This window comes from Streptomyces sp. RKAG293 (assembly GCF_023701745.1).
Taxonomy (GTDB): domain Bacteria; phylum Actinomycetota; class Actinomycetes; order Streptomycetales; family Streptomycetaceae; genus Actinacidiphila.
The window spans coordinates 909109-934042 of record NZ_JAJOZB010000001.1; the positions used below are offsets into that span (position 1 = coordinate 909109).

The window sequence follows — 24934 nt, forward strand, 5'->3', positions numbered from 1 at the left end:
GTACGGGGAGCTCGCCGGCCGGCGGGGGTGGTCGCCGCCGCCGGCCGGGACCCGCTATCGCAGGAACGCCGCTGCCACCCCGGCGTCGACGGGGATGTGCAGGCCCGTCGTATGGCTGAGGTCTCCGCCGGCCAGCGCGAAGACGGCGTTGGCGACGTGCTCGGGCAGCACCTCGCGCTTGAGCAGGGTGCGCTGGGCGTAGAACGCGCCGAGGTTCTCCTCGCTCACTCCGTACACGGCGGCGCGCTGGGCGCCCCAGCCGCCAGCGAAGATCCCCGAGCCCTGGACCACCCCGTCGGGGTTGATGCCGTTCACCCGGATGCCGTGCTCCCCCAGCTCGGCGGCGAGCAGCCGCACCTGGTGGGCCTGGTCGGCCTTGGTGGCGCCGTAGGCGATGTTGTTGGGGCCGGCGAAGACCCCGTTCTTGCTGGAGATGTAGACGATGTCACCGCCCAGGCCCTGCTGGATCATGATCCGTGCGGCCTCGCGCGAGGCGAGGAAGGATCCGCGGGCCATGATCGCGTGCTGCAGGTCCCAGTCCGCGGCGGTGGTCTCCAGCAGCGGCTTGGAGATGGAGATGCCCGCGTTGTTGACCACCAGGTCCACTCCGCCGAAGGCGAGGACCGCCGCGTCGAACGCCGACCGGATCTCCTCCTCGGACGTGACGTCGGCCGTCACCGCGACCGCGCGGTCAGACCCGCCGAGTTCCTCGACGACGGCCGCGGCACCGGTCGCGTTGATGTCGGCCACGACCACGCAGGCTCCCTCGGCGGCGAGCCGGTGGGCGATGGCCCTGCCGATGCCCGAGCCGGCGCCGGTCACCAGCGCGATCCGGGTCGCCAGCGGCTGCGCCGGGGCCATCCGGCGCAGCTTCGCCTCCTCCAGTTCCCAGTACTCGATACGGAACTTCTCCGACTCCTCGATCGGCAGGTACGACGAGACCGCCTCGGCACCGCGCATCACGTTGATCGCGTTGAGGTAGAACTCCCCCGCGACGCGCGCGGTCTGCTTGTCCTTGCCGTAGGAGAACATCCCGACGCCCGGGACCAGGACCACCGCCGGGTCGGCGCCGCGCATCGGAGGCGAGTCGGGCGTCGCGTGCCGCGCGTAGTAGGCGGCGTACTCCTCGCGGTACTCGGTGTGCAGCTCCCGCAGCCGCCGCACCGCTGCGTCGAGCGGCGCGTCGCCGGGCAGGTCCAGGACCAGCGGGCGGACCTTGGTGCGCAGGAAGTGGTCGGGGCAGGAGGTACCTAGCGCGGCCAGCCGCGGGTGTTCGGTGCGGGAGAGGAAGTCCAGCACCGCTTCGGAGTCGCTGAAGTGGCCGATCTGCGGACGGTCGGCGGAGGCGACGGCCCGCAGGACGGGGGCCAGTGCGGCCGCTCTGGCCCGGCGTTCCGCCGAGGGCAGCGGCTCGTAGCCGGGCAGGACCGGTCCGAACGGTTCGCTCCTGCCCCGCCGGTCGAGGAACTCGGCGGCGGTGCGGATGATGTCGAGGGAGTTCCGCTCGCACTCCTGCGAGGTCGTACCCCAGGCGGTGATGCCGTGGCCGCCGAGTACGCAGCCGATGGCCTGCGGGTTGGCGTCCTTGACGGCGGCGATGTCCAGACCCAGTTGGAATCCCGGGCGGCGCCACGGCACCCAGGCGACCCGGTCCCCGAAGCACTCCTTGGTCAGCGCCTCGCCGTCGGCGGAGCAGGCGAGCGCGATGCCGGAGTCCGGGTGCAGATGATCGACGTGCTCGGCCCCGACCAGGGCGTGCATCGCGGTGTCGATGGAGGGTGCCGCGCCGCCCTTGCCGTGCAGGCAGTAGTCGAAGGCCGCCACCATCTCGTCCTCGCGGTCGACACCCGGATAGACGTCCACGAGGGCGCGCAGCCGGTCGAGCCGCAGCGCGGCGAGCCCGGTCGCCCGCAGGGTGCCCAGGTCTCCCCCTGAGCCCTTGACCCACATCAGCTCGGTGTCCTGGCCGGTCACCGGGTCGGTGGCGGTGCCCTTGGCGGACGTGTTGCCGCCCGCGTAGTTGGTGTTGCGCGGATCGGCGCCGAGCCGGTGGCTGCGCGCCAGCAGCTCCGCCGCCTGCGGGTGCGGTTCTGCGGTCATCGTGGAATCCCTTGCGGATGGGGATGGGGATGCGGAGCGGAAGCGGGAGTCGGTGGCGGCGGGCGTCGGAGGCGTCACGCCCCCCAGCCCGCCTGCGTCCCGCCGACCCGTTCCGCGACGATGTGATCGGCCCAGCCGGAACGCTTGTAGGCGGCGATCGGGTCCGGGCCGATGCCCTGTTCCTCACGGATCTCGCGCAGCAGCGGACGGACGTCGGTGTTGTACGCGTCCATCAGTACGGCGTTCGCCTCCAGCACCTCACCGGCCTGCTGGGCGGCGCGCAGCGCGGCGGGGTCGACCAACAGCGCCTTGGCGGTGGCTTCCTGCACATTCATCACCGACCGGATGATCGCCGGGATCTTCGCCTCGATGTTGTGGCACTGGTCGAGCATGAAGGCCACTCCGGTCTCGGCCGCGAGCCCTCCGCCGCGCACCACTTCGTACATGATCCGGAAGAGCTGGAACGGGTCCGCCGCGCCGGCCATCAGGTCGTCGTCGGCGTAGAAGCGCGAGTTGAAGTCGAAGCCGCCGAGCTTCCCCTCGCGCAGCAGCGTCGCCACGATGAACTCGATGTTGGTGCCGGGGGCGTGGTGGCCGGTGTCGACGACGACCTGCGCCTTGGGGCCGAGCTTGAGGCAGTGGGCGTACGCGGTGCCCCAGTCCGGCACGTCCGTGGCGTAGAAGGCCGGCTCGAAGAGCTTGTACTCCAACAGCATCCGCTGGTCGTCGGCGAGCCGCTCGTAGACCTCGGTCAGCGCGTCGCCCAGTCGTCCCTGACGATCGGCGATATCGTCCTGTCCGGGGTAGTTCGTCCCGTCGGAGAACCACAGTTTCAGATCGCGCGAGCCGGTGGCGTCCATGATGTCGACGCATTCCAGCAGATGGTCGGTGGCCTTGCGCCGGATCTTGGGATCGGGGTGGGTGACTGAACCGAGTTTGTAGTCGTCGTCCTGGAAGACATTGGAGTTGATCACCCCGAGCCGCACACCCTGCCCGGCCGCGTGGGCCGCCAGCGCCGGGTAGTCGTCGGTCCTGTCCCACGGGATGTGCAGCGCCACCGAGGGCGCGGCCGCGGTGAACTCGTGGACGCGCGCCGCGTCGTCGATCTTCTCCTGCGGAGTACGGGGCACGCCCGCCTGCGCGAACACCTTGAAGCGCGTGCCGGAGTTGCCGTACGCCCAGGACGGCGTCTCGATGGACTGGGCCTTCAGCGCGGCCTTCACCGTGGACAGGTCGGTCATGTTCATCGCTCCCGCCATGAATCGTTTCACTGAGGGGAAGCTAGGTGCCCGAAGAGGGAGTGTCAACCTCCTGGTTACGGGAGTTCAACCGACTGCGGACACCTGAGCCGAAAACTTGAAACGAAAGCATTGACGCGTCATGTCGCACTGGCCTAACGTCCGTGCAACTCAGTTGAAACCTTTCATGTGAGGCCCCACCATGGACCAGCCGAAGTCGGCGGAACGGCCCGTACTCTCGCTGGAGGACGCCAGCAAGTCCTTCGGTGCGGTCCGGGCTCTGCAGGGTGTGTCCCTGGCCCTCTTCGCCGGGGAGGCGCACGCACTCGCCGGCGAGAACGGGGCCGGGAAGTCCACCCTGATCAAAGTGCTCGCGGGAGTGCACCGGCCGGATGCCGGGCGGGTGCTGGTGGACGGCGAGCCCGTCACCTTCCACGGACCCTCGGACGCCCGGGACGCCGGTATCGCGGTCATCTACCAGGAACCGACGCTCTTTCCCGACCTCACCGTCGCCGAGAACATCTTCATGGGCCGCCAGCCGCGCCGCTCCTTCGGCCGGGTCGACCACCGGTCGGTACGGGACGCGACCCAGGCGCTCGTCGAACGGCTGGGGGTCGATCTCGACCCCGGGCAGCTCTGCCGCGGCCTGTCCATCGCGGACCAGCAACTCGTCGAGATCGCCAAGGCGCTCTCCTTCGACGCCCGGGTCCTGGTCATGGACGAACCCACCGCGGCGCTGACCGGAGCCGAGGTGGCCCGGCTGTTCGGCGTGGTGCGGACGCTGCGTGAACAGGGCACCGCCGTGCTGTTCATCTCGCACCGGCTGGAGGAGATCTTCGCCCTCTGCCAGCGCGTCACCACCCTGCGGGACGGCCGGCTGATCTCCAGCGACCCGGTCGACGGTCTGACCGAGGACGACCTGGTACGCCGGATGGTCGGCCGTGACCTGGACGAGCTCTACCCCAAACAGCCCGCGCGGATCGGCGAAACGGCCCTGGCCGTGCGCCGGCTGACCCGGGAGGGCGTCTTCACCGACGTCTCCTTCGACGTCCGCCGCGGCGAGATCGTCGCACTGGCAGGGCTGGTGGGCGCCGGCCGCAGCGAGGTCGTACGCGCCGTCTTCGGTGTCGACCGCGCCGACGCCGGGGACGTCCACGTGGCCGGGAACAAGCTGCCGGCCGGCTCGCCCACGGCCGCGATGGCCGCCGGCGTCGCCCTGGTGCCGGAGGACCGGCGCCAACAGGGCCTGGTGATGGAGCTGTCCATCGAACGGAACATCGGCCTGACCGGACTCGACCGGCTCGGCCGCGGCGGCCTGGTCCGCAGAACGCTGGAGCGCGGCCGGGCGGCGGACTGGGCGGTGCGGCTCCAGCTGAAGTACAACCGGCTCTCCGACCCGGTCGGCGTGCTCTCCGGGGGCAACCAGCAGAAGGTCGTGCTGGCCAAGTGGCTGGCCACGGAACCCGGTGTGCTGATCGTCGACGAGCCGACCCGGGGCATCGACATCGGCACCAAGGCCGAGGTCCACCGGCTGCTGTCCTCGCTCGCCGCCGAAGGACTCGCCGTCCTCATGGTCTCCTCCGACCTGCCGGAGGTCCTCGCCATGGCGGACCGGGTGCTGGTCATGCACGAAGGACGCATCACCGCGGAACTCCCGCGCGCACTGGCCACCGAGGAGTCGGTCATGGCCGCGGCCACGGGCCGGAACGCCGGCGGAGAGAAGGCAGCCTGATGACAGCGACAGTGGAACAGCCCACGGCGCCGCCCGGCGCGCGCAAGGTGACGGCACGTTCGCTCACCGAGACCGTCTTCCGGGTCCGGGAGATCAGCATCGCCGGGTGCCTGGTGCTGCTCGTCCTCGGCACCTGGGCGGCCAACCACCGCTTCCTGTCGGAGCAGGGCATCAAGGACCTGCTCCTCAACGCGTCGATCCTGATCCTGCTGGCCGTCGGCCAGTCGGTCGTGGTCCTCACCCGCAACATCGACCTCTCGGTCGGCTCGGTCGTGGGTCTGTCCGCCTTCGCCTGCGGGAAGTTCGTCTCCGGCACCGACCGCAACGCCGTCCTCGCCCTACTGCTCGGCATCGGCGTCGGCGCGCTCTGCGGCCTCGTCAGCGGACTGCTGGTCAGCTTCGGACGGGTACCGTCCCTGGTGGTCACGCTGGGGATGCTCTACATCATCCAGGGCACCGACTACTGGTGGGCGCACGGTCAGCAGATCAACGCCGCCGACGTCCCCGCGTCCGTCCTCGACCTGGGCAGCGGAAGCGTCCTCGGCGTCCCGTACCTGGCACTGATCGCCGTCGCCGTACTCGCCGCCGCCTCCTACTACCTGCGCTCCTACCGCGGCGGCCGGGAGCTGTACGCCATCGGCTCCAGCCCGGAGGCCGCCCGGCTGGCGGGCATCCCGATCCGCCGCCGGATCCTGGCGGCCTACGTCTTCTCCGGCGCGGTCGCGGGATTCGCCGGCGCCCTGTGGCTGGCCCGCTTCGGCACCGTCGTCGCCGACAACGCCCACGGCTGGGAACTGACCGTGGTCAGTGCGGTGGTGGTCGGCGGCGTCGCCATCACCGGCGGCACCGGCAGCGTCTGGGGCGCGGCGCTCGGCGCGCTGCTGCTCACCACCGTCGGCAGCGTCCTGGTCGTCCTGAAGGTCGACTCCTTCTGGCAGAGCGCCATCACCGGGGCCCTGCTGCTCGCGGCCATCAGCGTCGACCGGATCGTGACCCTGCGCATGACCAGCGCCCTGAGGAAGAGGAACGCGCGCCATGTCCACCAAGTCTGACCTGAGCCGGTTCCTGCGCTGGGACGTCGCGGTCGGCATCCTGCTCGTGGCCGTCTTCGCCACCGGGGCCGGCACCACCGAGGGGTTCGCCACCACCGGCAACCTGTCCTTCGCCCTCAACGACATCGCCGAGGTCGCGATCATCGCGCTGCCGATGACGCTGCTGGTGGTGGCCGGCGAGATCGATCTGTCGGTCGCCTCCATGCTCGGCCTGGCCAGCGCGGTCAGCGGCAAACTGTGGGAATCGGGCTGGGCGTTCGAAACCATCGTTCCGGTGGTCCTGGCCATCGGTGTCGTCGGCGGTCTGCTCAACGGCTGGCTCGTCACCCGGGTCGGGCTGCCCTCGCTGGCCGTCACCATCGGCACGCTGACGCTCTACCGTGGGCTGGCGTCGGTGGCGCTGGGCAGCAACGCGGTCACCGACTTCCCCGAGACGTACGCCCGGTGGACGTCGGACACCAACACCGTGCTCGGGTTCCTGCCCTACCCCTTCGCCCTGTTCATCGTCCTGGCGGCCGTCACCGGTGTGGTGCTGCACGCCACCGGGTTCGGCCGCTCCCTGTTCGCCACCGGCGCCCAGGAGGAGGCCGCCTACTTCTCCGGCATCCGGGTCAAGCGGATCAAGCTGCTGCTGTTCGTCCTCACCGGTCTGCTGTCGGCCTTCGCGGGCATCGTCTTCACGTTGCGCTACGGCAGCGCCCGTGCCGACAACGGGCAGGGCTTCGAGATGCTCGTCATCGCCTCCGTGCTGCTGGGGGGCGTCGACTTCGACGGCGGCAAGGGCACGCTCGGCGGCGCCATCGCCGGGGTGCTGCTGATCGGCCTGCTGAAGAACCTGCTCATCCTCAACGACGTGGCCAACGAGGTCCAGGTGATCGTCACCGGACTCCTGCTGGTCGCCTCGGTACTGACCCCGCGGGTGATCGCCGCGGCCCTCGAACGGCGCCACCGGCGCGCGGCCGCCGCTGTCTGACGGCGCCGCACCGCCCCCTCCGTAGAACCGTCACCCGAAGAACTCCCCCAGGAAATCCCCGAAGAAGGGCTTCGCCATGTCCCTCCCCACCAGCGTCACGGTGCGCGCGCTCACCGCGGTGACCGCCGTCTGCGCTCTCGCCCTCACCGCGACCGCCTGCGGTGGCACGACGAAGAAGTCCAGCTCCGACCAGGGGCCGGGCACGGCCTCGACGGCCTCGGCCGATCCCGGGGCCGCGCTCAAGAAGGATCTGAAGCTCGCGTTCCTGCCCAAGCAGATCAACAACCCCTACGAGACGATCGTCGACAACTCCGGTATCGCGACGGCGAAGGAGATCGGCAGCACCGCCAAGGAGGTCGGGCCCTCCGACGCCAGCGCGTCCTCGCAGGTCTCCTACATCAACACGCTCATCCAGCAGCAGCAGGACGCGATCCTGCTGGCAGCCAACGACCCCAACGCGGTCTGCGGTCCGCTCAAGCAGGCGATGGCCAAGGGCATCAAGGTCGTGGCGTACGACTCCGACACCGCCAAGGACTGCCGGCAGCTGTTCATCAACCAGGCGAGCTCCGAGCAGATCGGCCGCAGCCTGGTGCAGAACCTCGGCAAGCAGCTCAACTACCAGGGCAAGATCGCGATCCTGTCCGCCACCCAGAACGCGACGAACCAGAACACCTGGATCGAGTTCATGAAGAAGGAGCTGGCGCTGCCGGCCTACAAGGGGATGCGGCTGGTGAAGGTCGCCTACGGGGACGACGACGACCAGAAGTCCTTCCAGCAGACCCAGGGACTGCTGCAGGCCTACCCGGACCTGAAGGGCATCATCGCGCCGACCACCGTCGGCATCGCGGCGTCCGCCCGCTACATCAGCTCCTCGTCCTACAAGGGCAAGGTCGTGGTGAACGGGCTGGGCACCCCCAACCAGATGCGCAAGTACGTCAAGGACGGCACCGTCGCGCAGTTCTCCCTGTGGGACCCCAAGAAGCTCGGCCGGCTCGCCGCGTACGCCGCGTCCGCCCTGTGCTCCGGTCAGATCACCGGGGCGGAGGGGCAGACGTTCAAGGCCGGTGACCTGGGCACCTTCACCGTCGGCAAGGACGGTGAGGTCATCCTCGGCAAGCCCACCGTCTTCGACACGACCAACATCGACGGCTTCGACTTCTGAGCGTGCCCCGTATCCCGGCCCGCCGCCTCTCGGCGGCGCGGCCGGCCGCCGACCGCGAAAGGACCGGGTACATGCGGCGCGTGTGCTTCCTGCTGCAGGTCCGCCAGGACCGGATCGACGAGTACCGCCGCCGGCACGCGGCCGTGTGGCCGGGGATGACCGCCGCGCTGTCCGCCGCCGGCTGGCACAACTACTCCCTCTTCCTCCGCGAGGACGGGCTGCTGGTGGGCTATCTGGAGACCGAGGACTTCGCCGCGGCCCAGAGCGCGATGGCCGCCACCGAGGTCAACACCCGCTGGCAGACGGAGATGGCCGGGTTCTTCGAAGCCCCCGACGACGGCCGGCCCGACCGGGCCGTACGCCCCCTCACCGAGATATTCCACCTCATGTGACGGCCGGCGACCCGGCCGCTCCGCTCCCCGGCCGACCCCACGAACGGAGACATCCGCCATGACCCGCACCCCCGCCACCGCGCGCAGGCCGAAGATCGGTCTCGTGGCGGGAGGACTGGGCGCCTACTGGCCCCAGTTCCCCGACCTGCTCCCCCAGTTGCGCCGCTCCGCCGCACGCGTCACCGAGCGCATGAAGGAGTTCGACGCCGATGTCGTCGACGCCGGGTTCATCTCGGACGCGCAGGAGGGCGCGGCGGCCGCGGAGATGCTGCGTGCCGCCGGATGCGACCTCATCGTCGGATTCCTCACCACCTACATGACCGCCACCATGCTGGCGCCGGTGGCCCAGCGCTCGGGCGCTCCGGTCCTGCTGATCAATCTGCAGCCCACCGAGGCGATGGACCACGCCACGTTCGACACCGGTCAGTGGCTGGCGTACTGCGGTGCCTGCCCGCTGCCCGAGATGGCCAACTCCTTCGAGCGCGCCGGCGTCCCGTTCCGCTCCGTCTCCGGTTATCTGGAGGACGACCGGGCCTGGGCCCGGATCGGCCGGTGGATCCGGGCGGCCGGGGTGCGATCGGTGCTCCGCAACGGCCGGCACGGCCTGATGGGCCATCTGTATCCGGGCATGTACGACGTCTCGACCGACCTGGCCATGGTCTCCGGCAACCTCGGCGGTCATGTGGAGGTGCTGGAGTTCGACGATCTGCGGGTGCGGGTGGACGACGTCACCGACGCGGAGGTCGCCGACAAGCTCGCCGAGGCGAGGGAGACCTTCGCGTTCGACGATTCCGTCGTCGCCGACGACGTGGAGTGGGCCGCCCGGGTGTCGGTCGGACTCGACCGGCTGGTGGCCGACTTCGACCTCGACAGCCTCGCGTACTACCACCGGGGTCTCGACGGGGAGATCCACGAGCGGCTGGGCGCCGGCATGATCCTCGGCGCGTCCCTGCTCACCGCCCGCGGTGTCCCGGCGGCGGGCGAGTACGAGTTGCGTACGTCGCTGGCGATGCTGATCGCCGACCGGCTCGGCGCGGGCGGCTCCTTCACCGAACTGCAGGCGCTCAACTTCCGGGACGGCGTGGTGGAGATGGGCCACGACGGGCCCGCGCACCTCGGCATCAGCCAGCACCGGCCGCTCCTGCGCGGCCTCGGCGTCTTCCACGGCAAGCGCGGCTGGGGCGTGTCCGTCGAGTTCGACGTACGGCACGGCCCGGTCACCCTGGTCGGCCTCGGGCAGACCCGCGACGGCCGCTACAAGCTGGTCACCTCGCAGGGCGAGGTGGTCGGCGGCCCGCTGCTGAAGATCGGCAACACCACGTCCCGGGTGGACTTCGGCACCGATCCCGGCGAGTGGACCGACGCCTGGAGCGCCACGGGCGTCGCCCATCACTGGGCGCTGGCCACCGGTCACATCGTGCCCGAACTGCGCGCGGTGGCCGACCTCACGGGCCTGGAACTGGTCGAGGTCTCTTGACCGGGGACCGGTCGCTCTCCCGCCGCGCGGACGGCGCCGGCGAACCCGTCCGGCTTTCCGGCCGCACGCCGGGAAGCCGGGTCAAGCGCAGCGCGATCGGCATCAAGGACGTCGCCGAGCAGTCGGGCGTCTCGCTCGGCACGGTCTCGAACGTCCTCAACCGGCCGGACACGGTGTCGGAACCCACCCGGCGGCGGGTGCTCGCGGTGATCGAGCGGCTCGGGTACGTCCGCAGCGAGACGGCGCGCCAGCTGCGGGCCGGCCGCAGCAGAATGCTCGCGCTCCTGGTGCTGGACCTGGCCAACCCGTTCTTCGTCGAGCTGGCCCGCGGGGCCCAGCAGGCCGCCCGTGAGGCGGGACTCGCCGTCATGGTGTGCACCAGTGCGGGCGATCCGTCGCAGGAGGCCGAATACCTGGGCATGTTCGCCGAACAGCGGGTGCGCGGTGTGCTGGTCACTCCCACCGACGGCACCGGCCAGGATCTGCGGGCGCTGCGGAGCCGCGGCATGTCCTTCGTCGTCGCCGACCGGGAATGGTCCGGCGACGAGGCCTGCTCGGTGTCCGTCGACGATGTGGCCGGCGGCCGGCTCGCCGTGCGGCATCTGCTCGCGTCGGGCCATCGCCGTATCGCCTACGTCAGTGGTTCCCCGCACCTGGCCCAGTCCCGGGACCGTCGTCAGGGCGCGCTGTACGCCCTCGACGAGGCGCGGGTCGCGCGGGAGAGTCTGACGGTGGTCGAGGTGGAGCGGTTCGACGTCGCCTCCGGCCGGGCGGCGGGGGCCCGGCTGCTGGCCGCCGCGGACCGCCCGTCGGCCGTGTTCTGTGCGAACGACCTGCTGGCGCTGGGCGTGCTGCAGACCCTGTTCGCGGCCGGGATCCGGGTGCCGGACGACATGGCGCTCGTCGGCTACGACGACATCGAGTTCGCCGCGGGCGCCGCCGTCCCGCTCACCTCCGTGCGCCAGCCCTCGTTCCGCATCGGCCGCACCGCCGCGGAACTGCTGATCGAGGAGACGGACGGGCGGCCCGAAGCGCACGACCATCAGAAGATCGTGTTCCAGCCGGAGCTGGTCGTCAGGACATCGTCGCTCGGTCTCCGCGGCGCAGGCTGATCACACAAGATGTGCGTAGCATGAGACCGCGGCCGCGGAGAGCCGCGGGAGACGGTGGTTCGGAGCTCGTGGCGCGCATGATGGGCATCAAGGACGTGGCACGGCAGGCCGGGGTCTCCGTCGGCACCGTGTCGAACGTGATCAACCGCCCGGACATGGTCTCCGAGCAGACCCGCACCCGGGTGCTCGAGGTGATAGACCAACTCGGCTATGTGCGCAGCGAGTCGGCCCGCCAGCTGCGCGCCGGCCACAGCCGGATCATCGCCCTGCTCGTTCTGGACATGGCCAATCCCTTCTTCGTCGACGTCGCGTCGGGCGCCGAGCGTGCCGCCCGCGAGGCGGGGCTCGGCGTGATGCTGTGCAACAGCGCCGGCAGCGCGACCGAGGAGGCGGAGTACCTGAGCCTGTTCGCCGAGCACCGGGTCCGCGGAGTGCTGGTCACTCCCGCCGACGCCACGGGGCGCAACCTCGACGCGTTCCGGCGCCATGACATCCCCTTCGTCTTCGTCGACCGCGTGGTGCCCAGCGCGTCGGCGTGCTCGGTGTCGGTCGACGACATCGCCGGAGGGCGGCTGGCCGCCGGCCACCTGCTGGACCAGGGCCACCGGCGGCTGGTCTACGTCAGCGGTCCGATGCATCTGACCCAGTGCCGTGACCGGCGGACCGGTGCGCTCGACGCGCTGGCCGCGGCGGGACTGCCCCCCGAGGCGCTGTCCCACATCGAGACGGACCGGCTGGACGTCGCCGCCGGGCGCGACGCGGGCGCCCGGCTGCTGGGCATGGCCGGCCGGCCCACCGCGGTGTTCTGCGCGAACGACCTGCTCGCCCTGGGCGTGCTGCAGGCGCTGTACGCGGCGGGGGTCGCCGTGCCGCAGGAGCTCGCGCTCGTCGGCTACGACGACATCGAGTTCGCGGCGGCCGCCGCGGTCCCGCTGACCTCGGTGCGCCAGCCCGCCCACCGCATGGGCCGAACCGCCGCCGAACTGCTCATCGCGGAGACCGGCGACCACGCCGGCGACCACCGCCACCAGCAGATCGTGCTGCAGCCGGAGCTGGTGGTCCGGGGTTCGACCCTGGGCAAGCAGCGCTGACCAGGTAGGAACCTCCCTGCCGGGCCGGCACCGGAGCCGCTCACACCTCCCGCCTGGTTCGTGCCGGGGGGGTCTGACAGACCTACCCTGGGCCACGGAAAACGCTCCGGCCGCGGCAATACTTGAGTCATGGGTCTGGACCACAATGTCGAACTGGGTGAGTTCCTCCGTTCCCGCAGGGCCCGGCTGGGTCCTGGGGACGCGGGGGTCGCCGTCAACGGATCCGCCCGCCGGGTGCCCGGGCTGCGCCGGGAGGAGCTGGCCCGGCTGGCCGGGGTCAGCACCGACTACTACGCGCGGCTGGAGCAGGGGCGGCACCGCAACGTCTCCGCGAGCGTCCTGGACTCCGTCGCCCGCGCGCTGCGGCTCAATGAGGTGGAGCACATCTACCTCATACAGCTCGCCCGTCCGCAGCCACGCGCCGCACGGCGTCCGTCGGCCCGCCCCCAGCGGGTCAGGCCGGGGCTGCACCGGATGCTGGAGACGCTGGACGGACTGACGCCGGCCTTCATCGTCGGCCGCGGGATGCAGGTGCTGGCCAGCAACCGGCTGGCCCGCTCGCTGATCTCCGATTTCGAGGCGCTGCCGCACCGGGAGCGGAATCTGGCCCGGTTCATCTTCCTCGACGAGTCCGCCCGGCAGCTGTACCCGGACTGGGAGCAGATCGCCGCCGAGACCGCCGCGGTGCTGCGCCTCGACGCGGGGCGCAACTGCGAGGACCGGGCCTTCTGCGAGCTGATCGGTGAACTCGCGGTCAAGAGCGAGGAGTTCCGAACGGCGTGGGCGGCGCACGACGTGAGCCGCCGCTCGCACGGAACCAAGCGCTACCGGCACCCCCAGGTCGGGGAGATCACCGTCGCGTACGAGGCCCTCAGCCCACCGGGCGACACGGACCAGACCCTCTTCGTCTACACCACCGAGTCAGGTTCGCCCTCCGAGACCGCGCTGCAGTTGCTGGCCAACCTCACCGCGTCCCTGACCGCACCGAGTCCGGCCGTGCCACGGCCCGTGCTCGCCGATCCCGACGATTTTCTGGAGATCCACGCACGATGACGACCACTGTCTCCGCTTACGCCGCTCCCTCCGCCACCGCACCGCTGGAGCACACCACGATTCCCCGACGCGCCGTGCGGGAGCGCGACGTGCTGATCGACATCAAGTTCGCCGGCATCTGCCACTCCGACATCCACCAGGTCCGGGACGAGTGGGGTGGCGCGAAGTTCCCCATGGTGCCGGGCCACGAGATCGCCGGCGTCGTCACCGAGGTCGGCCCGGGCGTCACGAAGTACGCCGTGGGTGACCGGGTCGGCGTGGGCTGCTTCGTCGACTCCTGCCGCGAGTGCGAGAACTGCCTGGCCGGTGACGAGCAGTACTGCCTGAACGGCGGCACCGGCACGTACAACGCGACCGGCCGGGACGGCGAGCCCACCTACGGCGGCTACAGCACCCACATCGTCGTGGACGAGCACTTCGTCCTGCGCATCCCGGACGGCATCGAGCTCGATGCCGCCGCCCCGCTGCTGTGCGCCGGGATCACCCTCTACTCACCGCTGAAGCACTGGAACGCCGGCCCCGGCAAGAAGGTCGCCATCGTCGGCATGGGCGGCCTCGGCCACATGGGCGTCAAGATCGCCGCCGCTCTGGGCGCCGAGGTCACCGTTCTCAGCCAGAGCCTGCGCAAGCAGGACGACGCCAAGAGGTTCGGCGCCGAGCACTACTACGCCACCAGCGACGAGTCGACGTTCGAGCAGCTCGCCGGGACGTTCGACCTGATCGTGAACACCGTCTCGGCCAACCTCGACCTGGACGCCTACCTCGGGCTGCTGCGGGTGGACGGCACCCTGGTCAACGTGGGGGCGCCCGAGCACCCGGTCTCGCTGAACGTGTTCTCGCTGATCGGGGGCCGGCGCAGCCTGGCCGGCTCGATGATCGGCGGTATCCGGCAGACCCAGGAGATGCTGGACTTCTGTGCCGAGCACGGCCTGGGCGCCGAGATCGAGGTGATCTCCGCCGACCGGATCAACGAGGCGTACGAGCGTGTCGTCGCCAGTGACGTCCGGTACCGCTTCGTCATCGACACGGCCACCATCTGACGGCGGCCCCCACCGCCGAAAGGCCCTGCCCTCCCGCTGCGGCGGGGTGGCAGGGCCTTCGTCATCGGCGCCCGGACGTCCTCCGGGGGCCGTTCGTGATCGGCCGGACAGGCCCTAGCGCTTCGCGTACTCCGCTTCCCGGACGGCGGCCTTCAGCGGTGCGGGGACGCTGCTGCTCACCACGACGGACTCCGTGGTCACCGTTCCGCGGCGCGGTATCGCCAGTCCCAGCAGCGCGAGCGCGCCGAGCGCCATCACGGCGATCCCGTACTCCCGGGTCGTCGGCAGCAGTCCCCCGCCGTACACGACCAGGAAGCCGCCGATCACCGCGGGCAGGCCCATGGCCAGGTACGACAGCACGTAGATGGTGGACAGCAGCCCGGACCGCTCGTGCGGTGCGGCCAGCGGGACGATGGTGCGGATCGCGCCCTGGAAACCGCCGCCGAAGCCGACGCCCGCGATGACCGTTCCGATGAAGAAGCCGGTGGCCGAATTGTGGTCGACCGCGAGCAGGGTGAGGCCGACGCCCACGATGAGGGCGACGGTGCCGAGCAGCATCACCCGGCCCGGGGCGACGTTGCGGAGCAGCAGTACCGACACCGCGCCGCTTCCGGCGAGGGCGAACAGCGCCAGGCCGCCGAGCAGCAGCGAGTCCGAGCCGACCACGCTGCGGATGACCGCGGGGATGACGGAGCCGTAGAGCCCGGCGAGCGCCCAGACGGCGACCAGGACCGGGGCGGCCACCAGCAGCGGTCCGCGGGCCGCCTTCGGGACACCGAAGCGGGGGCGCAGCGAGGCGAGCGCGCCCGGCTTGGGCTCGGAGGTCTCGCGCATGAGAGCGACACCGATTCCCTGCAGGATGAACACGGTGAGGAGGGTCAGGTAGACGAGGTGCGTGGGCGCGGGCAGGAACTGGACCAGCAGGCCGGAGGCGAGCGCCCCGGTGGCGGTGCCGGTCATGGGGGCGATCGCGTTCGCGATGGTGCCCTTGGCCTTGTCGAGGTCGAGCATCCCCGCCCCGACCGCGCCGACGGCCGCGCCGGTCGACAGACCCTGGACGACCCGGGCGATCATCAGCTCGGGCACCCCGCCCGCCGTGGTCATGACGACCATCGCGACGACCTGCAGCACGATCGCCGCGAGCAGGACCGGACGGCGCCCCATGTGATCGGAGAGCGACCCGACGGTGAGCAGCGCGGCGAGCACGGCGAGGGCGTAGATACCGAAGACCATCGTCGTGGTGATCGGTGAGAAGCCCCATTCGCCCTGGTAGACGGCGTAGAGAGGGGTGGGGGCGCTGGAGGCGGCGAGGAAGGCCACCACGATCGACGCCTGGAGGTAGAAGGCGGCACCCGAGCCGAGCCGCCGGCTTCTGCGGACGAAAGGGTCGGTCACGGGGAACGTCGGCGGCAGGGACACGGAGGGCTTCTTTCGCCTAGCGGGAGCCGGTCCGATCAGACCGGTCTGTCTAGTGGTCCTTACGGTAGACAGACCGGTCTGGTACTGTCAAGTCATGGCTACGAAAGCGATCGCAGACCGGCCCGCCGCCGCGGGGCGCCCCACCGCACGTGAGCGTCTGCTGGCCGCCGCCAACGAGCTCTTCTACGAGGAGGGCATCCATGTCGTCGGCATCGACCGGGTGATCGAACGCGCCGGTGTCGCCAAAGCGACCCTCTACAGCGCGTACGGGAACAAGGACGGGCTGATCACCGCCTATCTGGCCGGCCGGCACGAGATCCGCCGCCGCCGGGTGACGGCGGCCGTCGACCGCCACGACGCGCCGCGGGAGAAGCTGCTGGCCGTCTTCGACGCACTCGGCGAGGCGTTCGCCGAGCCGACATACCGCGGCTGCGCCTTCCTCAACGCCAGTGCGGAGGTCGGCCCCGACAGCCCCGTCATGCAGGCCACCGACACGTACCGCGGCTGGGTCCGCTCGCTGTTCACCGACCTCGCCCGGGACGCCGGCGCCCCCGAGCCGGAGCAGCTGGCGAGCCGGCTGGTGCTGCTCTACGACGGCGCGGGCGTCGCCGCCAGGATGGACCGCAACCCCGGTGCCGCCGACATGGCGAAGACGGTCGCCGCGACACTCATCGACGCGGCGACCGCGCGGCACTAGCCTCCTGCGCTCCGGGACGGGTCAAGCCCTCAGACCCAGGGGCCCTGCCGGACGGCATGGAAGAAGGGCGGACCTCCGGGAGGTCCGCCCCTCGATCACGCACTGACGGGTATCAGCCGATCTGCGCGCCGTACTCGGTGAGCGCGGCCGTCACCGGCTGGAAGAACGTCTCCCCGCCGTTGGTGCAGTCGCCGCTGCCGCCGGAGGTGAGGCCGACCGCGGTGTCGCCCGAGAAGAGCGCGCCGCCGCTGTCGCCGGGCTCGGCGCAGACGTTGGTCTGGATCAGTCCGGTGACCGATCCTTCCTGGTAGTTGACGGTGGCGTCGAGTCCGGTGACCGTGCCGTCGTGCACCTGGGTGGTGCTGCCGCTGCGCTGCACCGTCTGGCCGACCGTCGGATCGCCGGCCTTGGTGATCGCCTGCGTGCTGCCGTTGTACAGGTCCACGGAGCTCGGGTGGGCCACGCTCGTGTCGGTGTACTTGACCAGCGCGAAGTCATGGCCGGGGAAGGTGGCGGCCTCGACGTTGCCGATCTCCTGGCCACCGGACGATCCTGACCAGCTCTTGAACGCCACACCGCAGTGACCCGCGGTCAGGAAGTAGGGCTGACCGTCCTTGACCACGTTGAAGCCGAGGGAGCAGCGTGCACCGTCGGCGAAGATCGCGTCCCCGCCGGCGACGAACGGCTTGAAGCGGCCCGCGGAGCGGTGCAGTTGCGCGGTGCCGCCGAGCGCCTTGACGCTCTTGGTGAGGCTGTCCAGCTGCGCACCCTTCACGGTGCTGTCCGCGGTCACCACCACCTGGTTGGTGCGGGAGTCGATGGACCACGCGGTGCCCGGGATGCGGGGCTGCGCCCCCAGGGTCTGTGCCGAGCGGTGCAGTTCGGCCATGGTGTGCTGGACGGTCCGGGCGACGGCTCCGGCGTCCTGCACCTTCTGGTCGGCGGTCGCGTCCAGAACGTTGACGACGAGCTGCTTGGTCTTCGCGTCGTAGTACGAGCCCGCGGTGCGGTCACCCAGACGGGAGGTGAGGTCGCCCGCGAGCTGGGCCGCGGCGGCGGGGGCGAATGCCTTGGGGGACGGTGCGGTCGGCTGGGCGGCGTTGGCGTGGGGAAGGAGAACGCCCGCTGCGACGACGGCGGCGGCGCTCGTCCCGGCGATGGCGATACGACGCCTGGTTATCCGACGGTGCTTCAACTCAGTGCCTCCTGTGGGGGGTGGGCCCGCCTGGTCGACAGCGGGCCCGCAGGATGTGCGGTCACGAACGGGCGGAACAGCAAGGATTGCCCGTCCGTGCCAGTTGGTGCGGCCGAGTATCCCGATACCGGCCAGTACCCTGCAAGGTCATGATCAAGCCCCGCCTGCACATCTGTGAACAGGGCGGAGATACCTCGCAACCCTCCCCATTGAAGGCCCCGATCGGGGGGTACCGGACCACGGTGCGACGACCCGTGTGCCCGGGGTGAGGACTACACCTGTCCGAGAACCGACGCTCGGATTCCGTTTGTGGAGCCCGGTTTCTCCCGGTACGTCAGGCGCGGAACGCGCCGTTCACGCCGCCCGTGCGTGGTCAGCCCCCTGGTTTATGTTCTTCCCCATGGATCAGTTCAACGAGTTATCCCGTAGAGGTTTTGTCAGAGCCGGAGTCGGCGGACTCGGTGTCGCCGCCCTGTCGCTCCCCGCGGGGAACGCCCTCGCTTCCCCGCTGCCGAGCCCCACCACCGAGCGGTCCCCGCACGCGGGGGCGACCCGGACCCTCCGTTTCACGGCAGGAACCAACGCTTCGGTGACCGCCTCCCCCGCCGGCGACCGGTTGATCGTCGAGGTCCAGGGGGTGTTGTGGTCGCTGCCGCGCAGGGGCGGCACCGCGACCGCGCTGACCACGCCCGAGCTGGAGCCGACCCGCCCCGCCTGGTCGCCGGACGGCTCGCAGATCGCGGTCTGTGCTTACCAGGGCGGCGGATTCCATCTGTGGACGATGGAGCCGGACGGCTCCCGGCTGCGCCAGTTGACGTCAGGGCCGTGGGACGACCGGGGCGTCGCCTGGTCGCCGGACGGCACCCGTATCGCCTTCTCGTCGGAGCGTGGCGGAGATCCGACGGCCGGCGCCTCGTACCGGATCTGGACCGTGGACGTGCGTTCCGGCGAGCTGACCCGGCTCACAAACGACACCGGCGTCGAGGACTTCGACCCGGCCTGGCATCCGAACGGTGACGAAGTCCTGTTCGTGCGGGCCGGAAGCAAGGGCGCCCACACCCTCGCCTCGGTCCCCGCCCGGGGCGGAGCCGTGACGGTCGTCCGGACCACGACCTCGGGACTGCTCTCCTCCCCCGCGGTCTCCGCGGACGGCCGGGTGGCCTATGTCCAGGTCGCGGAGACGGTTCTGTATGCCTTCGCGCCGAGTTCCGTGCTGATGGTGGACGGTGCGCCCGTCACCGAGGACGAGGACGTCGCCCCGCTGCCGCCGTGCTGGACCGCGGACGGTGAACTCCTCTACGTGGCCGACGGCCACCTGCGGTCCCGCCGGCCGGGAAGGACCCCCGCCGGGTCCGCGGCCGAGGAGATCCCGTTCACCGCCGCACTGGACGTACCGCGGCCGGAATACCGCAGGAAGACGTACGACTTCGGCTCGACCACCGCCCGCCCGGTGCGCGGAGTCCACCTTCCCGCGCTCTCCCCCGACGGCGGTTCCGTCGCCTTCGCCGCCCTCAACGCCCTGTGGGTGCTGCCGATCGGCGGCCGCCCGCGCAAGCTCGTCCAGGCGACCCCGTCCGCCTATGTGCAGATGCCGTCCTGGGCACCGGACGGGCGCAGCGTCCTCTACTCGTACGAAGGCGGCGCTCAGGGGAACGGCCTGATCAGCGTTCACCGGCACTGGCTCGACGGCGGGAAGGACGAGGTGCTGTCGACCGGTGGCCGGCTCAACCCCGTGCTCTCCCCGGACGGTGCCAGGCTCGCCTGCCAGGACACCACCGGCAACCTGATCGTCCGCGATCTCGCCGCGGGGACGGAGAGGACGCTCGTCGCGCCGCTCGGCGCGAACGGCATTCCGGGACGTCCCAGTTGGTCCCCCGACGGCCGCTTTCTCGCCTTCTGCGACCGCAACCGCCTCAACCAGCGGTTCCGCGAGGGGTACAACATCATCCGGGTGGTCGACAGCGGCACCGGTAAGTGGACCGCGCATCTGCCGATGCCGCACGCCTCCCTGTCGGACCGCGGCAACGCCGGCCCCGTCTGGTCGCCGGACGGTACCGCGATGGCGTTCATCATGGAGTCCGCCCTGTGGGTCATGCCGGTCGGCCCGGACGGCTCACCGGCGGGCGAGCCGCGCCGCATCACCGACGAGGCGGCCGACCACCCCTCCTGGTCGGGTGACTCGCGCAGGCTGCTCTACGAGGCGAGCGGTCAGCTGCGGCTGGTCGAACGGGACGGCACGGGCCGGCGCACCGTGCGGGTGCCGCTGGAGTACAGCCGCCGGCTGCCCGCCCGGAACGAGGTGACCCGGGTGCACGCCGGGCGGCTGTGGGACGGTGCCGGGGAGACGGTCCGCGAGGACGTCGACATCGTGATCGGCGGGAATCGCATCCGGGCCGTCGAACCGCACCGCCCGGGCCCGGCCAGGTCCGGGGAGAAGCTGATCGACGCGTCCCGGTCCACGGTCGTTCCCGGCCTGTGGGACGCCCACACCCATCCGTGGCAGTACACCTACGGCGGCCGGCAGACCAGTCTGATGCTCGCCTACGGGGTCACCACGAACGTCTCACTCGGCGGCTTCGCCCATGAGGCGGTACGGATCCGGGAGTCCGTCGCGGCCGGACGGACGGCCGGACCCCGGCTGTTCACGACCGGCGAACTGCTCGACGGCAGCCGGGTCGCCTACAGCATGAGCCGGGCGCACCGCACCGAGGCCGGGGTGAAGCGCTCCCTGCAGCGGGCGGTCGACCTCGACTACGACTTCGTCAAGACCTATGTCCGCGCCCCCAGCTGGATCATGCGGGAGGCCGCCCGCACCGCCCACGACAAGCTCGGCGTCATGGCCGGCAGCCACCTCCTGTCACCGGGAGCCAACGTCGGCCAGGACCTCACCACCCATCTGCAGGCCACCCAGCGATCGGAGTACGGGCGCGCCCTGTCCCCCACCGGCCACTCCTACCAGGACGTCCACGAGACGTACCGGGGTGGTGACTTCAAAATCATCATCACGCCGTTCAGCGCTCTCGCCCTGCTCGGTGACGATCCCTCACTGGCCGAGGACCCCCGGGTCACCACACTCATGCCGCCCTGGGACGCCGCACTCGTCGAGAGCCAGGCGGCCACCCCGCCGAGCGAGGCGGCCAGACGCACCATCGCCATGGAAACGGCCGTCTACCAGCGCATCCTTGCCGCCGACGGCGCTCTCGCCCTGGGCACCGACGCGCCCCTGACCCCGATCGGCCTCCACCTGCATCTCGGTCTGCGGGCACTGCACTACGCGGGCGGCCTCACCCCTGCCCAGGCACTGCGGACCGCGACCGCGGCGCCGGCCGAGCTGTTCGGTGTGGGTGACGATCTCGGAACGCTCGAAGCGGGCAAGCTCGCCGATCTCGCGGTGATCGACGGGAATCCGTTCCAGAACTTCGACGACCTGGTCCGCACGACCTGGGTGATGCGCGACGGCATCGTGTACCGCCAGGACGACCTCGTCGGTGAGTTCGGCACCAGCCTCGCCCAGCGGCGCACCACGGACCGGACCGACTGGCTCGACGTCAGCCGCCAACTGCGCCGCGAACCCTGCTGCTCGGAGCACGCGTTCCAGCTGTAGCGGGTCGGCGGTCACCAGCGGTTCCGGCCGCTGGTGACCGCCCGCCGCGGCCCGCGTCCGTGAGGCTTGGACGCGGGCCACGGCTTCGAGGGCAGAGCTTCGTTCAGCAGGGCTTCGTTCAGCAGGCGCCGAGGTCCTGCCAGACGCCCCACTGGCCGGTGGTACCGGGCTCCTCTCCGGTGGTCCACCACTTGGCCCGCCAGTTGTGGCCCTTCCAGCTGACCTGGTTGCCACCGACGTAGATGGCGTTCGGGTCCCAGGTCGTACCCGTGCAGCCGCCGCCTCCACCGGTGACCGTCAGCGAGTAGGTGGTGCTGTGGGTGGCGGTCCCCGTGCCGGTGACGGTCACGGTGTAGGTGCCCGCGGTCACCGACGCTCCGACGGCCACGGTCATGGTCGCGGAGGACCCGGACTGTACGGACGCCGGGGCGAACGAGACGTTCACACCGGTCGGAGCGCCGGACGCCGTCAGGTTGACGGTCTGGGCGCTGCCGCTGGTGGTGGCGGTGGAGACCGTCGCGGTGGTGGTGCCGCCCGGCTGGACGCTGCCGGAGACGGGGTTCACCGCGACCGAGAAGTCGTTGGCCGGGGCCGTGGTGCCGACCGCGGTCTTCCACAGCGTGTAGGCGACACCGTCGGCACTGCGGTCGAGCGCCGTCGCGTTGATGTTCGCGGTGGTGTCACAGGACTGGTGGTAGCAGGAGTCGTACGACCGGTTGGCCGTGCCGCCCCACTTGGTGGCCTGGGCCGCGGTCTTGATGGCGTCGGCGCCGGTGGCGTAGGCGGAGGTGGGAATCCCCGCCTGCTGGAAGGAGTAGTCGTCGGAGCGTCCCTGGCCCTCGATGTTCTCCTCAGGACGGAGGTTCAGCGAGTCCCAGTACTCCTTCATCGGGGCCGCCGCGGACGAGGTGATGTTGTTGATGAAGTAGCCGGCGTTGGTCGAGCCGACCATGTCGAAGTTGTAGTACGCCTTGATGGCGCTGCGCTGCGTGGAGCCGAGCTGACTCACATAGAACTGCGAGCCCTGCATGCCCTGTTCCTCGCCGTTCCACCAGGCGAAGCGGACGTGCTTGGCCATGGTGGGGTTCTGCTGGGCCAGGACGAGGGCGTTCTCCAGCAGCGAGGACGAGCCGGAACCGTTGTCGTTGATGCCGGGGCCGGCCGACACGCTGTCCAGGTGCGCGCCGAACATGACGACCTGGTCGGTGGGCCCGCCCGGCCAGTCCGCGATCAGGTTGTTGCCGCGGTTGGTGCAGCCGGTGCAGGACTGCTCGGTGACGCTGTAACCCGCCGCCTGCAGCTTGCCCTTGACGTAGGCCAGCGACGCCGTGTAGCCGCTGGTGCCGGCCTGCCGGGTGCCGCCGTTCTGCTGGGCGATCGTGTACAGCTGCGCCAGGTGCGCCTGGACGTTCGCCACGCTGATGTCCGGCGCGGTGCCGCCGGGATTGGTCCCGCCCGGAGTGACGGTGAGGGTGTACTGCGCGGTGTGGCTCTGGGTTCCGCTGCCGGTCACGGTGATGACGTACGAGCCAACGGCGACCGCCGACCCGACGGTGACCTTCATGGTCGAGGAGGCGCCGGACTGCACCGACGCCGGGGTGAACCCGACCGTCACACCGCTCGGGGCGCCGGACGCCGTCAGGTTCACGGTCTGCGCGCTGCCCGAGGTGATGGTGGTGTTGACCGTGGCGTTGGCCGAGGCACCCTGCTGTACGGATCCGGCGGTCGGGCTCAGCGACATCGAGTAGTCACTGTTGCCGCTGGGGGTACAGGTGGGTTCGCCGCTCTGCGCGGGGATGGTGATGGCGTCCCAGGCGGCCTTGGTCCTGGTGAACAGGACACAGCTGGGGTCGAGGTTCTTGGCCGCGGTCAGTGTGGTGGTGCGGTACCGCTTGTAGGTCATACCGCTGGTCTTGAGCAGCATCCCGCCGTAGAAGACCTTGCCGGCCTGCTGGATGCCGACACCGGTGACCGTGGAGTTGTTGCAGGTCGGGCTGGTCGGCTTGCCGCCGCCGGGGTTGGAGCCCTCGGCCAGCAGATAGAACCAGTGGTTCAGCGGCCCGGCCGCCGCGTGCTCCTCGGTGCTGGGTATCGAGGAGCTGTAACAGTTGGGGTCGCCGATCTGGGACGGGTTGTACATGATGCGGATCGGGCCGCTGCCGGTGAGGTTGATGGTCTCGCCGACCGTGTAGTCCGGGCTGTCGTACGGGGAGGGCTCGTTGGTGTACGCCTCGGTGAGGGCGCCCATGATGTCGCCGGTCGCCTCGCCCAGTCCCGCCTCGGTGCTGGTCCCGCCGGGGGTGAACTGGTCGATGCCGTGGCCGAACTCATGGCCCACGACGTCCATCGCGCCGATCCACTGGTTGGCCGTGTTGTGGCCGATGGAGACCGAGGAGCCGTCCCAGTAGGCGTTGACGTCGTTGAGGCCGACCTTCACCGGCCAGCTGCCGCCGTTGCCGTTGTGCCCGTTGCGGCCCAGCCAGTCGCGCAGCATGTCCCACTCGTGCTGCGCCGCCCACATCACGTCGACGCAGCCGGTCTCCTTGGAGGTGGCGCTGCCGGTGCCCCACGTGTCGCTGGACTTGGTGAAGACGCTGCCGGTCGTGTAGTCGGCGCAGGTCAGGCCGGGGCGCCCCGGGTCGCGCAGCGAGTAGCTGCCGCCCGAGTTGGTGGTGGCGATGGTCAGCGGGCTCGGGCCGTTCCACTGGCTGTTGCCGTTGCCGGCCTTGACGTCGTCGTAGTGGTCGAGCACCGCCCCGGTGGTCGCGTTCACGAAGACGTGCAGATGGCTCGGGGCCTTGGCGGTGCGGCCGGTGAGGACCGTCTCCCAGGCCAGCGCGTCGTGGCCGTCCTTGACCCGCACGACGAGGCGGTGCGAGTCGACCTTGTCCACCGCGGTGAGCTGGCGGCGGGCGGTGGCCTCGGCGGTGCCGGCCGTGACGGTCGCCGTGGTCGGCACGTTGATGCGCGTCGAGTCGGCGGACTGTGACGCCTGCACCCGGCCCTGGCCGTCGGCCAGGACCACCGCGTCCCCGCCGACCACCGGCAGGCCACGGTAGGTGCGCTCGTAGGCGACCGAGTAGAGGCCGTTGACCCAGGGCGTCACCTGACGCCGTTCGTAGCTCTCGCCCGGCCCGTTCACCAGCGTGTCGAGGCCGCTGGCGGCGGCCCGGTCGGCCGCCGACACCGCCAGCGCCAGCGGCCCTGGGGAGACGGTCGGGGCGGGGGCCGCGGCGGCCGGCGGGCCGCTGGTGGCGACCATCATCCCGGCGAGGACGGCCAGGGTTGTCCCGGCCGTCACTGCTCTGCGTTTCATGGGGGGCTCCTTGACTAGGGGCATGCCTCGACCACGAAGCCCTCCACTCGACGGCCGGACGATCGGCCCGGGCCGGTGAGCGAGGGGGGACTTACGTGTTTCGAGTGAGCGAGCGAAACGTTCACATCGCGCCATGACCCCGTCAATGGACTAGTCCAACTCCGGCAACATCCGGCAACTTCCGGCAACCCGCGAGCTCGACGGCACCGCTCAGCGGACACCGAACCGAGGACGGAAGGGGACCGCCGAAGGTGAACTCACCTGTCAACCTGCAGACTCGG

General features: G+C 70.8%; 17 protein-coding genes. 12 read left to right on the forward strand and 5 right to left on the reverse strand.

Annotation, left to right across the window (positions count from 1 at the left end):
* Window positions 1-54: 54 nt before the first annotated feature.
* Both LNW72_RS03980 and rhaI read right to left on the reverse strand, forming a co-directional pair.
* Entirely contained in the window at window positions 55-2100 is a 2046-nt protein-coding gene (locus LNW72_RS03980; protein ID WP_250974059.1) for a bifunctional aldolase/short-chain dehydrogenase, read from the reverse strand.
* 74 nt (window positions 2101-2174) lie between these two features.
* Entirely contained in the window at window positions 2175-3341 is a 1167-nt protein-coding gene (rhaI, locus tag LNW72_RS03985; RefSeq protein WP_250980010.1) for an L-rhamnose isomerase, read from the reverse strand.
* 199 nt (window positions 3342-3540) lie between these two features.
* Between rhaI and LNW72_RS03990 the strand changes: the two genes are divergently transcribed.
* From LNW72_RS03990 to LNW72_RS04035, 10 genes are all read left to right on the forward strand, one after another.
* On the forward strand, window positions 3541-5070 hold the full coding sequence (locus LNW72_RS03990; protein ID WP_250974060.1) for a sugar ABC transporter ATP-binding protein: 1530 nt from the start codon (window positions 3541-3543) through the stop codon (window positions 5068-5070).
* The gene (locus tag LNW72_RS03995; RefSeq protein ID WP_250974061.1) at window positions 5070-6122 is read left to right on the forward strand and encodes an ABC transporter permease; all 1053 of its coding nucleotides are present in this window, start codon (window positions 5070-5072) and stop codon (window positions 6120-6122) included. Before LNW72_RS03990 ends, LNW72_RS03995 begins: the two co-directional genes overlap by 1 nt.
* The gene (locus LNW72_RS04000) at window positions 6106-7095 is read left to right on the forward strand and encodes an ABC transporter permease (protein WP_250974062.1); all 990 of its coding nucleotides are present in this window, start codon (window positions 6106-6108) and stop codon (window positions 7093-7095) included. The genes LNW72_RS03995 and LNW72_RS04000 overlap by 17 nt, the downstream gene beginning before the upstream one ends.
* A 76-nt stretch (window positions 7096-7171) precedes the next feature.
* Window positions 7172-8257 (forward strand): rhamnose ABC transporter substrate-binding protein, encoded by a 1086-nt coding sequence (gene rhaS, locus LNW72_RS04005; RefSeq protein WP_250974063.1) that lies wholly within the window; start codon window positions 7172-7174, stop codon window positions 8255-8257.
* 71 nt (window positions 8258-8328) lie between these two features.
* Window positions 8329-8649 (forward strand): L-rhamnose mutarotase, encoded by a 321-nt coding sequence (locus LNW72_RS04010; RefSeq protein ID WP_250980011.1) that lies wholly within the window; start codon window positions 8329-8331, stop codon window positions 8647-8649.
* A 58-nt stretch (window positions 8650-8707) separates the two neighbouring features.
* Window positions 8708-10126, forward strand: a complete 1419-nt coding sequence (locus LNW72_RS04015) for an L-fucose/L-arabinose isomerase family protein (protein ID WP_250974064.1) — start codon at window positions 8708-8710, stop codon at window positions 10124-10126.
* A 95-nt stretch (window positions 10127-10221) separates the two neighbouring features.
* Complete coding sequence (locus tag LNW72_RS04020) at window positions 10222-11238, forward strand: LacI family DNA-binding transcriptional regulator (RefSeq protein WP_250980012.1); 1017 nt, start codon at window positions 10222-10224, stop codon at window positions 11236-11238.
* A gap of 77 nt (window positions 11239-11315) precedes the next feature.
* The gene (locus tag LNW72_RS04025) at window positions 11316-12329 is read left to right on the forward strand and encodes a LacI family DNA-binding transcriptional regulator (protein WP_250980013.1); all 1014 of its coding nucleotides are present in this window, start codon (window positions 11316-11318) and stop codon (window positions 12327-12329) included.
* A gap of 129 nt (window positions 12330-12458) precedes the next feature.
* Window positions 12459-13382 (forward strand): helix-turn-helix transcriptional regulator, encoded by a 924-nt coding sequence (locus LNW72_RS04030; RefSeq protein WP_250974065.1) that lies wholly within the window; start codon window positions 12459-12461, stop codon window positions 13380-13382.
* Window positions 13379-14422, forward strand: a complete 1044-nt coding sequence (locus LNW72_RS04035) for an NAD(P)-dependent alcohol dehydrogenase (RefSeq protein ID WP_250974066.1) — start codon at window positions 13379-13381, stop codon at window positions 14420-14422. Before LNW72_RS04030 ends, LNW72_RS04035 begins: the two co-directional genes overlap by 4 nt.
* Window positions 14423-14536: 114 nt before the next feature.
* Here the strand turns inward: LNW72_RS04035 and LNW72_RS04040 are convergent, their stop codons facing one another.
* Window positions 14537-15841 carry an MFS transporter gene (locus LNW72_RS04040; protein WP_250974067.1) on the reverse strand — a complete coding sequence of 435 codons (1305 nt, stop codon included), beginning with the start codon at window positions 15839-15841 and terminating at the stop codon, window positions 14537-14539.
* 94 nt (window positions 15842-15935) lie between these two features.
* Here LNW72_RS04040 and LNW72_RS04045 point away from each other — a divergent pair, with 94 nt between their 5' ends.
* On the forward strand, window positions 15936-16538 hold the full coding sequence (locus LNW72_RS04045) for a TetR/AcrR family transcriptional regulator (RefSeq protein ID WP_250974068.1): 603 nt from the start codon (window positions 15936-15938) through the stop codon (window positions 16536-16538).
* A gap of 112 nt (window positions 16539-16650) precedes the next feature.
* Here LNW72_RS04045 and LNW72_RS04050 read toward each other — a convergent pair whose 3' ends face one another.
* Window positions 16651-17733, reverse strand: a complete 1083-nt coding sequence (locus LNW72_RS04050; protein ID WP_250974069.1) for a S1 family peptidase — start codon at window positions 17731-17733, stop codon at window positions 16651-16653.
* 400 nt (window positions 17734-18133) lie between these two features.
* On the opposite strand from LNW72_RS04050, the gene LNW72_RS04055 reads away from it, so the two are divergent.
* Entirely contained in the window at window positions 18134-21337 is a 3204-nt protein-coding gene (locus LNW72_RS04055) for an amidohydrolase family protein (protein WP_250974070.1), read from the forward strand.
* A 118-nt stretch (window positions 21338-21455) separates the two neighbouring features.
* Here LNW72_RS04055 and LNW72_RS04060 read toward each other — a convergent pair whose 3' ends face one another.
* On the reverse strand, window positions 21456-24653 hold the full coding sequence (locus tag LNW72_RS04060; protein ID WP_250974071.1) for a M28 family peptidase: 3198 nt from the start codon (window positions 24651-24653) through the stop codon (window positions 21456-21458).
* Between the last annotated feature and the right edge of the window lie 281 nt (window positions 24654-24934).

What these genes read in the sequence shown, in the direction of transcription:
- LNW72_RS04000 (WP_250974062.1), top strand. Translation starts at nt 6,106, where the DNA reads ATGTCCACCAAGTCTGACCTGAGCCGGTTCCTGCGCTGGGACGTCGCG.
- LNW72_RS04045 (WP_250974068.1), top strand. Translation starts at nt 15,936, where the DNA reads ATGGCTACGAAAGCGATCGCAGACCGGCCCGCCGCCGCGGGGCGCCCC.
- LNW72_RS03980 (WP_250974059.1), bottom strand. Translation starts at nt 2,100, where the DNA reads ATGACCGCAGAACCGCACCCGCAGGCGGCGGAGCTGCTGGCGCGCAGC.
- LNW72_RS03995 (WP_250974061.1), top strand. Translation starts at nt 5,070, where the DNA reads ATGACAGCGACAGTGGAACAGCCCACGGCGCCGCCCGGCGCGCGCAAG.
- LNW72_RS04060 (WP_250974071.1), bottom strand. Translation starts at nt 24,653, where the DNA reads ATGAAACGCAGAGCAGTGACGGCCGGGACAACCCTGGCCGTCCTCGCC.
- LNW72_RS04025 (WP_250980013.1), top strand. Translation starts at nt 11,316, where the DNA reads ATGATGGGCATCAAGGACGTGGCACGGCAGGCCGGGGTCTCCGTCGGC.
- rhaI (WP_250980010.1), bottom strand. Translation starts at nt 3,341, where the DNA reads ATGACCGACCTGTCCACGGTGAAGGCCGCGCTGAAGGCCCAGTCCATC.
- LNW72_RS04035 (WP_250974066.1), top strand. Translation starts at nt 13,379, where the DNA reads ATGACGACCACTGTCTCCGCTTACGCCGCTCCCTCCGCCACCGCACCG.
- LNW72_RS04015 (WP_250974064.1), top strand. Translation starts at nt 8,708, where the DNA reads ATGACCCGCACCCCCGCCACCGCGCGCAGGCCGAAGATCGGTCTCGTG.
- LNW72_RS04010 (WP_250980011.1), top strand. Translation starts at nt 8,329, where the DNA reads ATGCGGCGCGTGTGCTTCCTGCTGCAGGTCCGCCAGGACCGGATCGAC.
- LNW72_RS03990 (WP_250974060.1), top strand. Translation starts at nt 3,541, where the DNA reads ATGGACCAGCCGAAGTCGGCGGAACGGCCCGTACTCTCGCTGGAGGAC.
- LNW72_RS04030 (WP_250974065.1), top strand. Translation starts at nt 12,459, where the DNA reads ATGGGTCTGGACCACAATGTCGAACTGGGTGAGTTCCTCCGTTCCCGC.
- LNW72_RS04055 (WP_250974070.1), top strand. Translation starts at nt 18,134, where the DNA reads ATGGATCAGTTCAACGAGTTATCCCGTAGAGGTTTTGTCAGAGCCGGA.
- rhaS (WP_250974063.1), top strand. Translation starts at nt 7,172, where the DNA reads ATGTCCCTCCCCACCAGCGTCACGGTGCGCGCGCTCACCGCGGTGACC.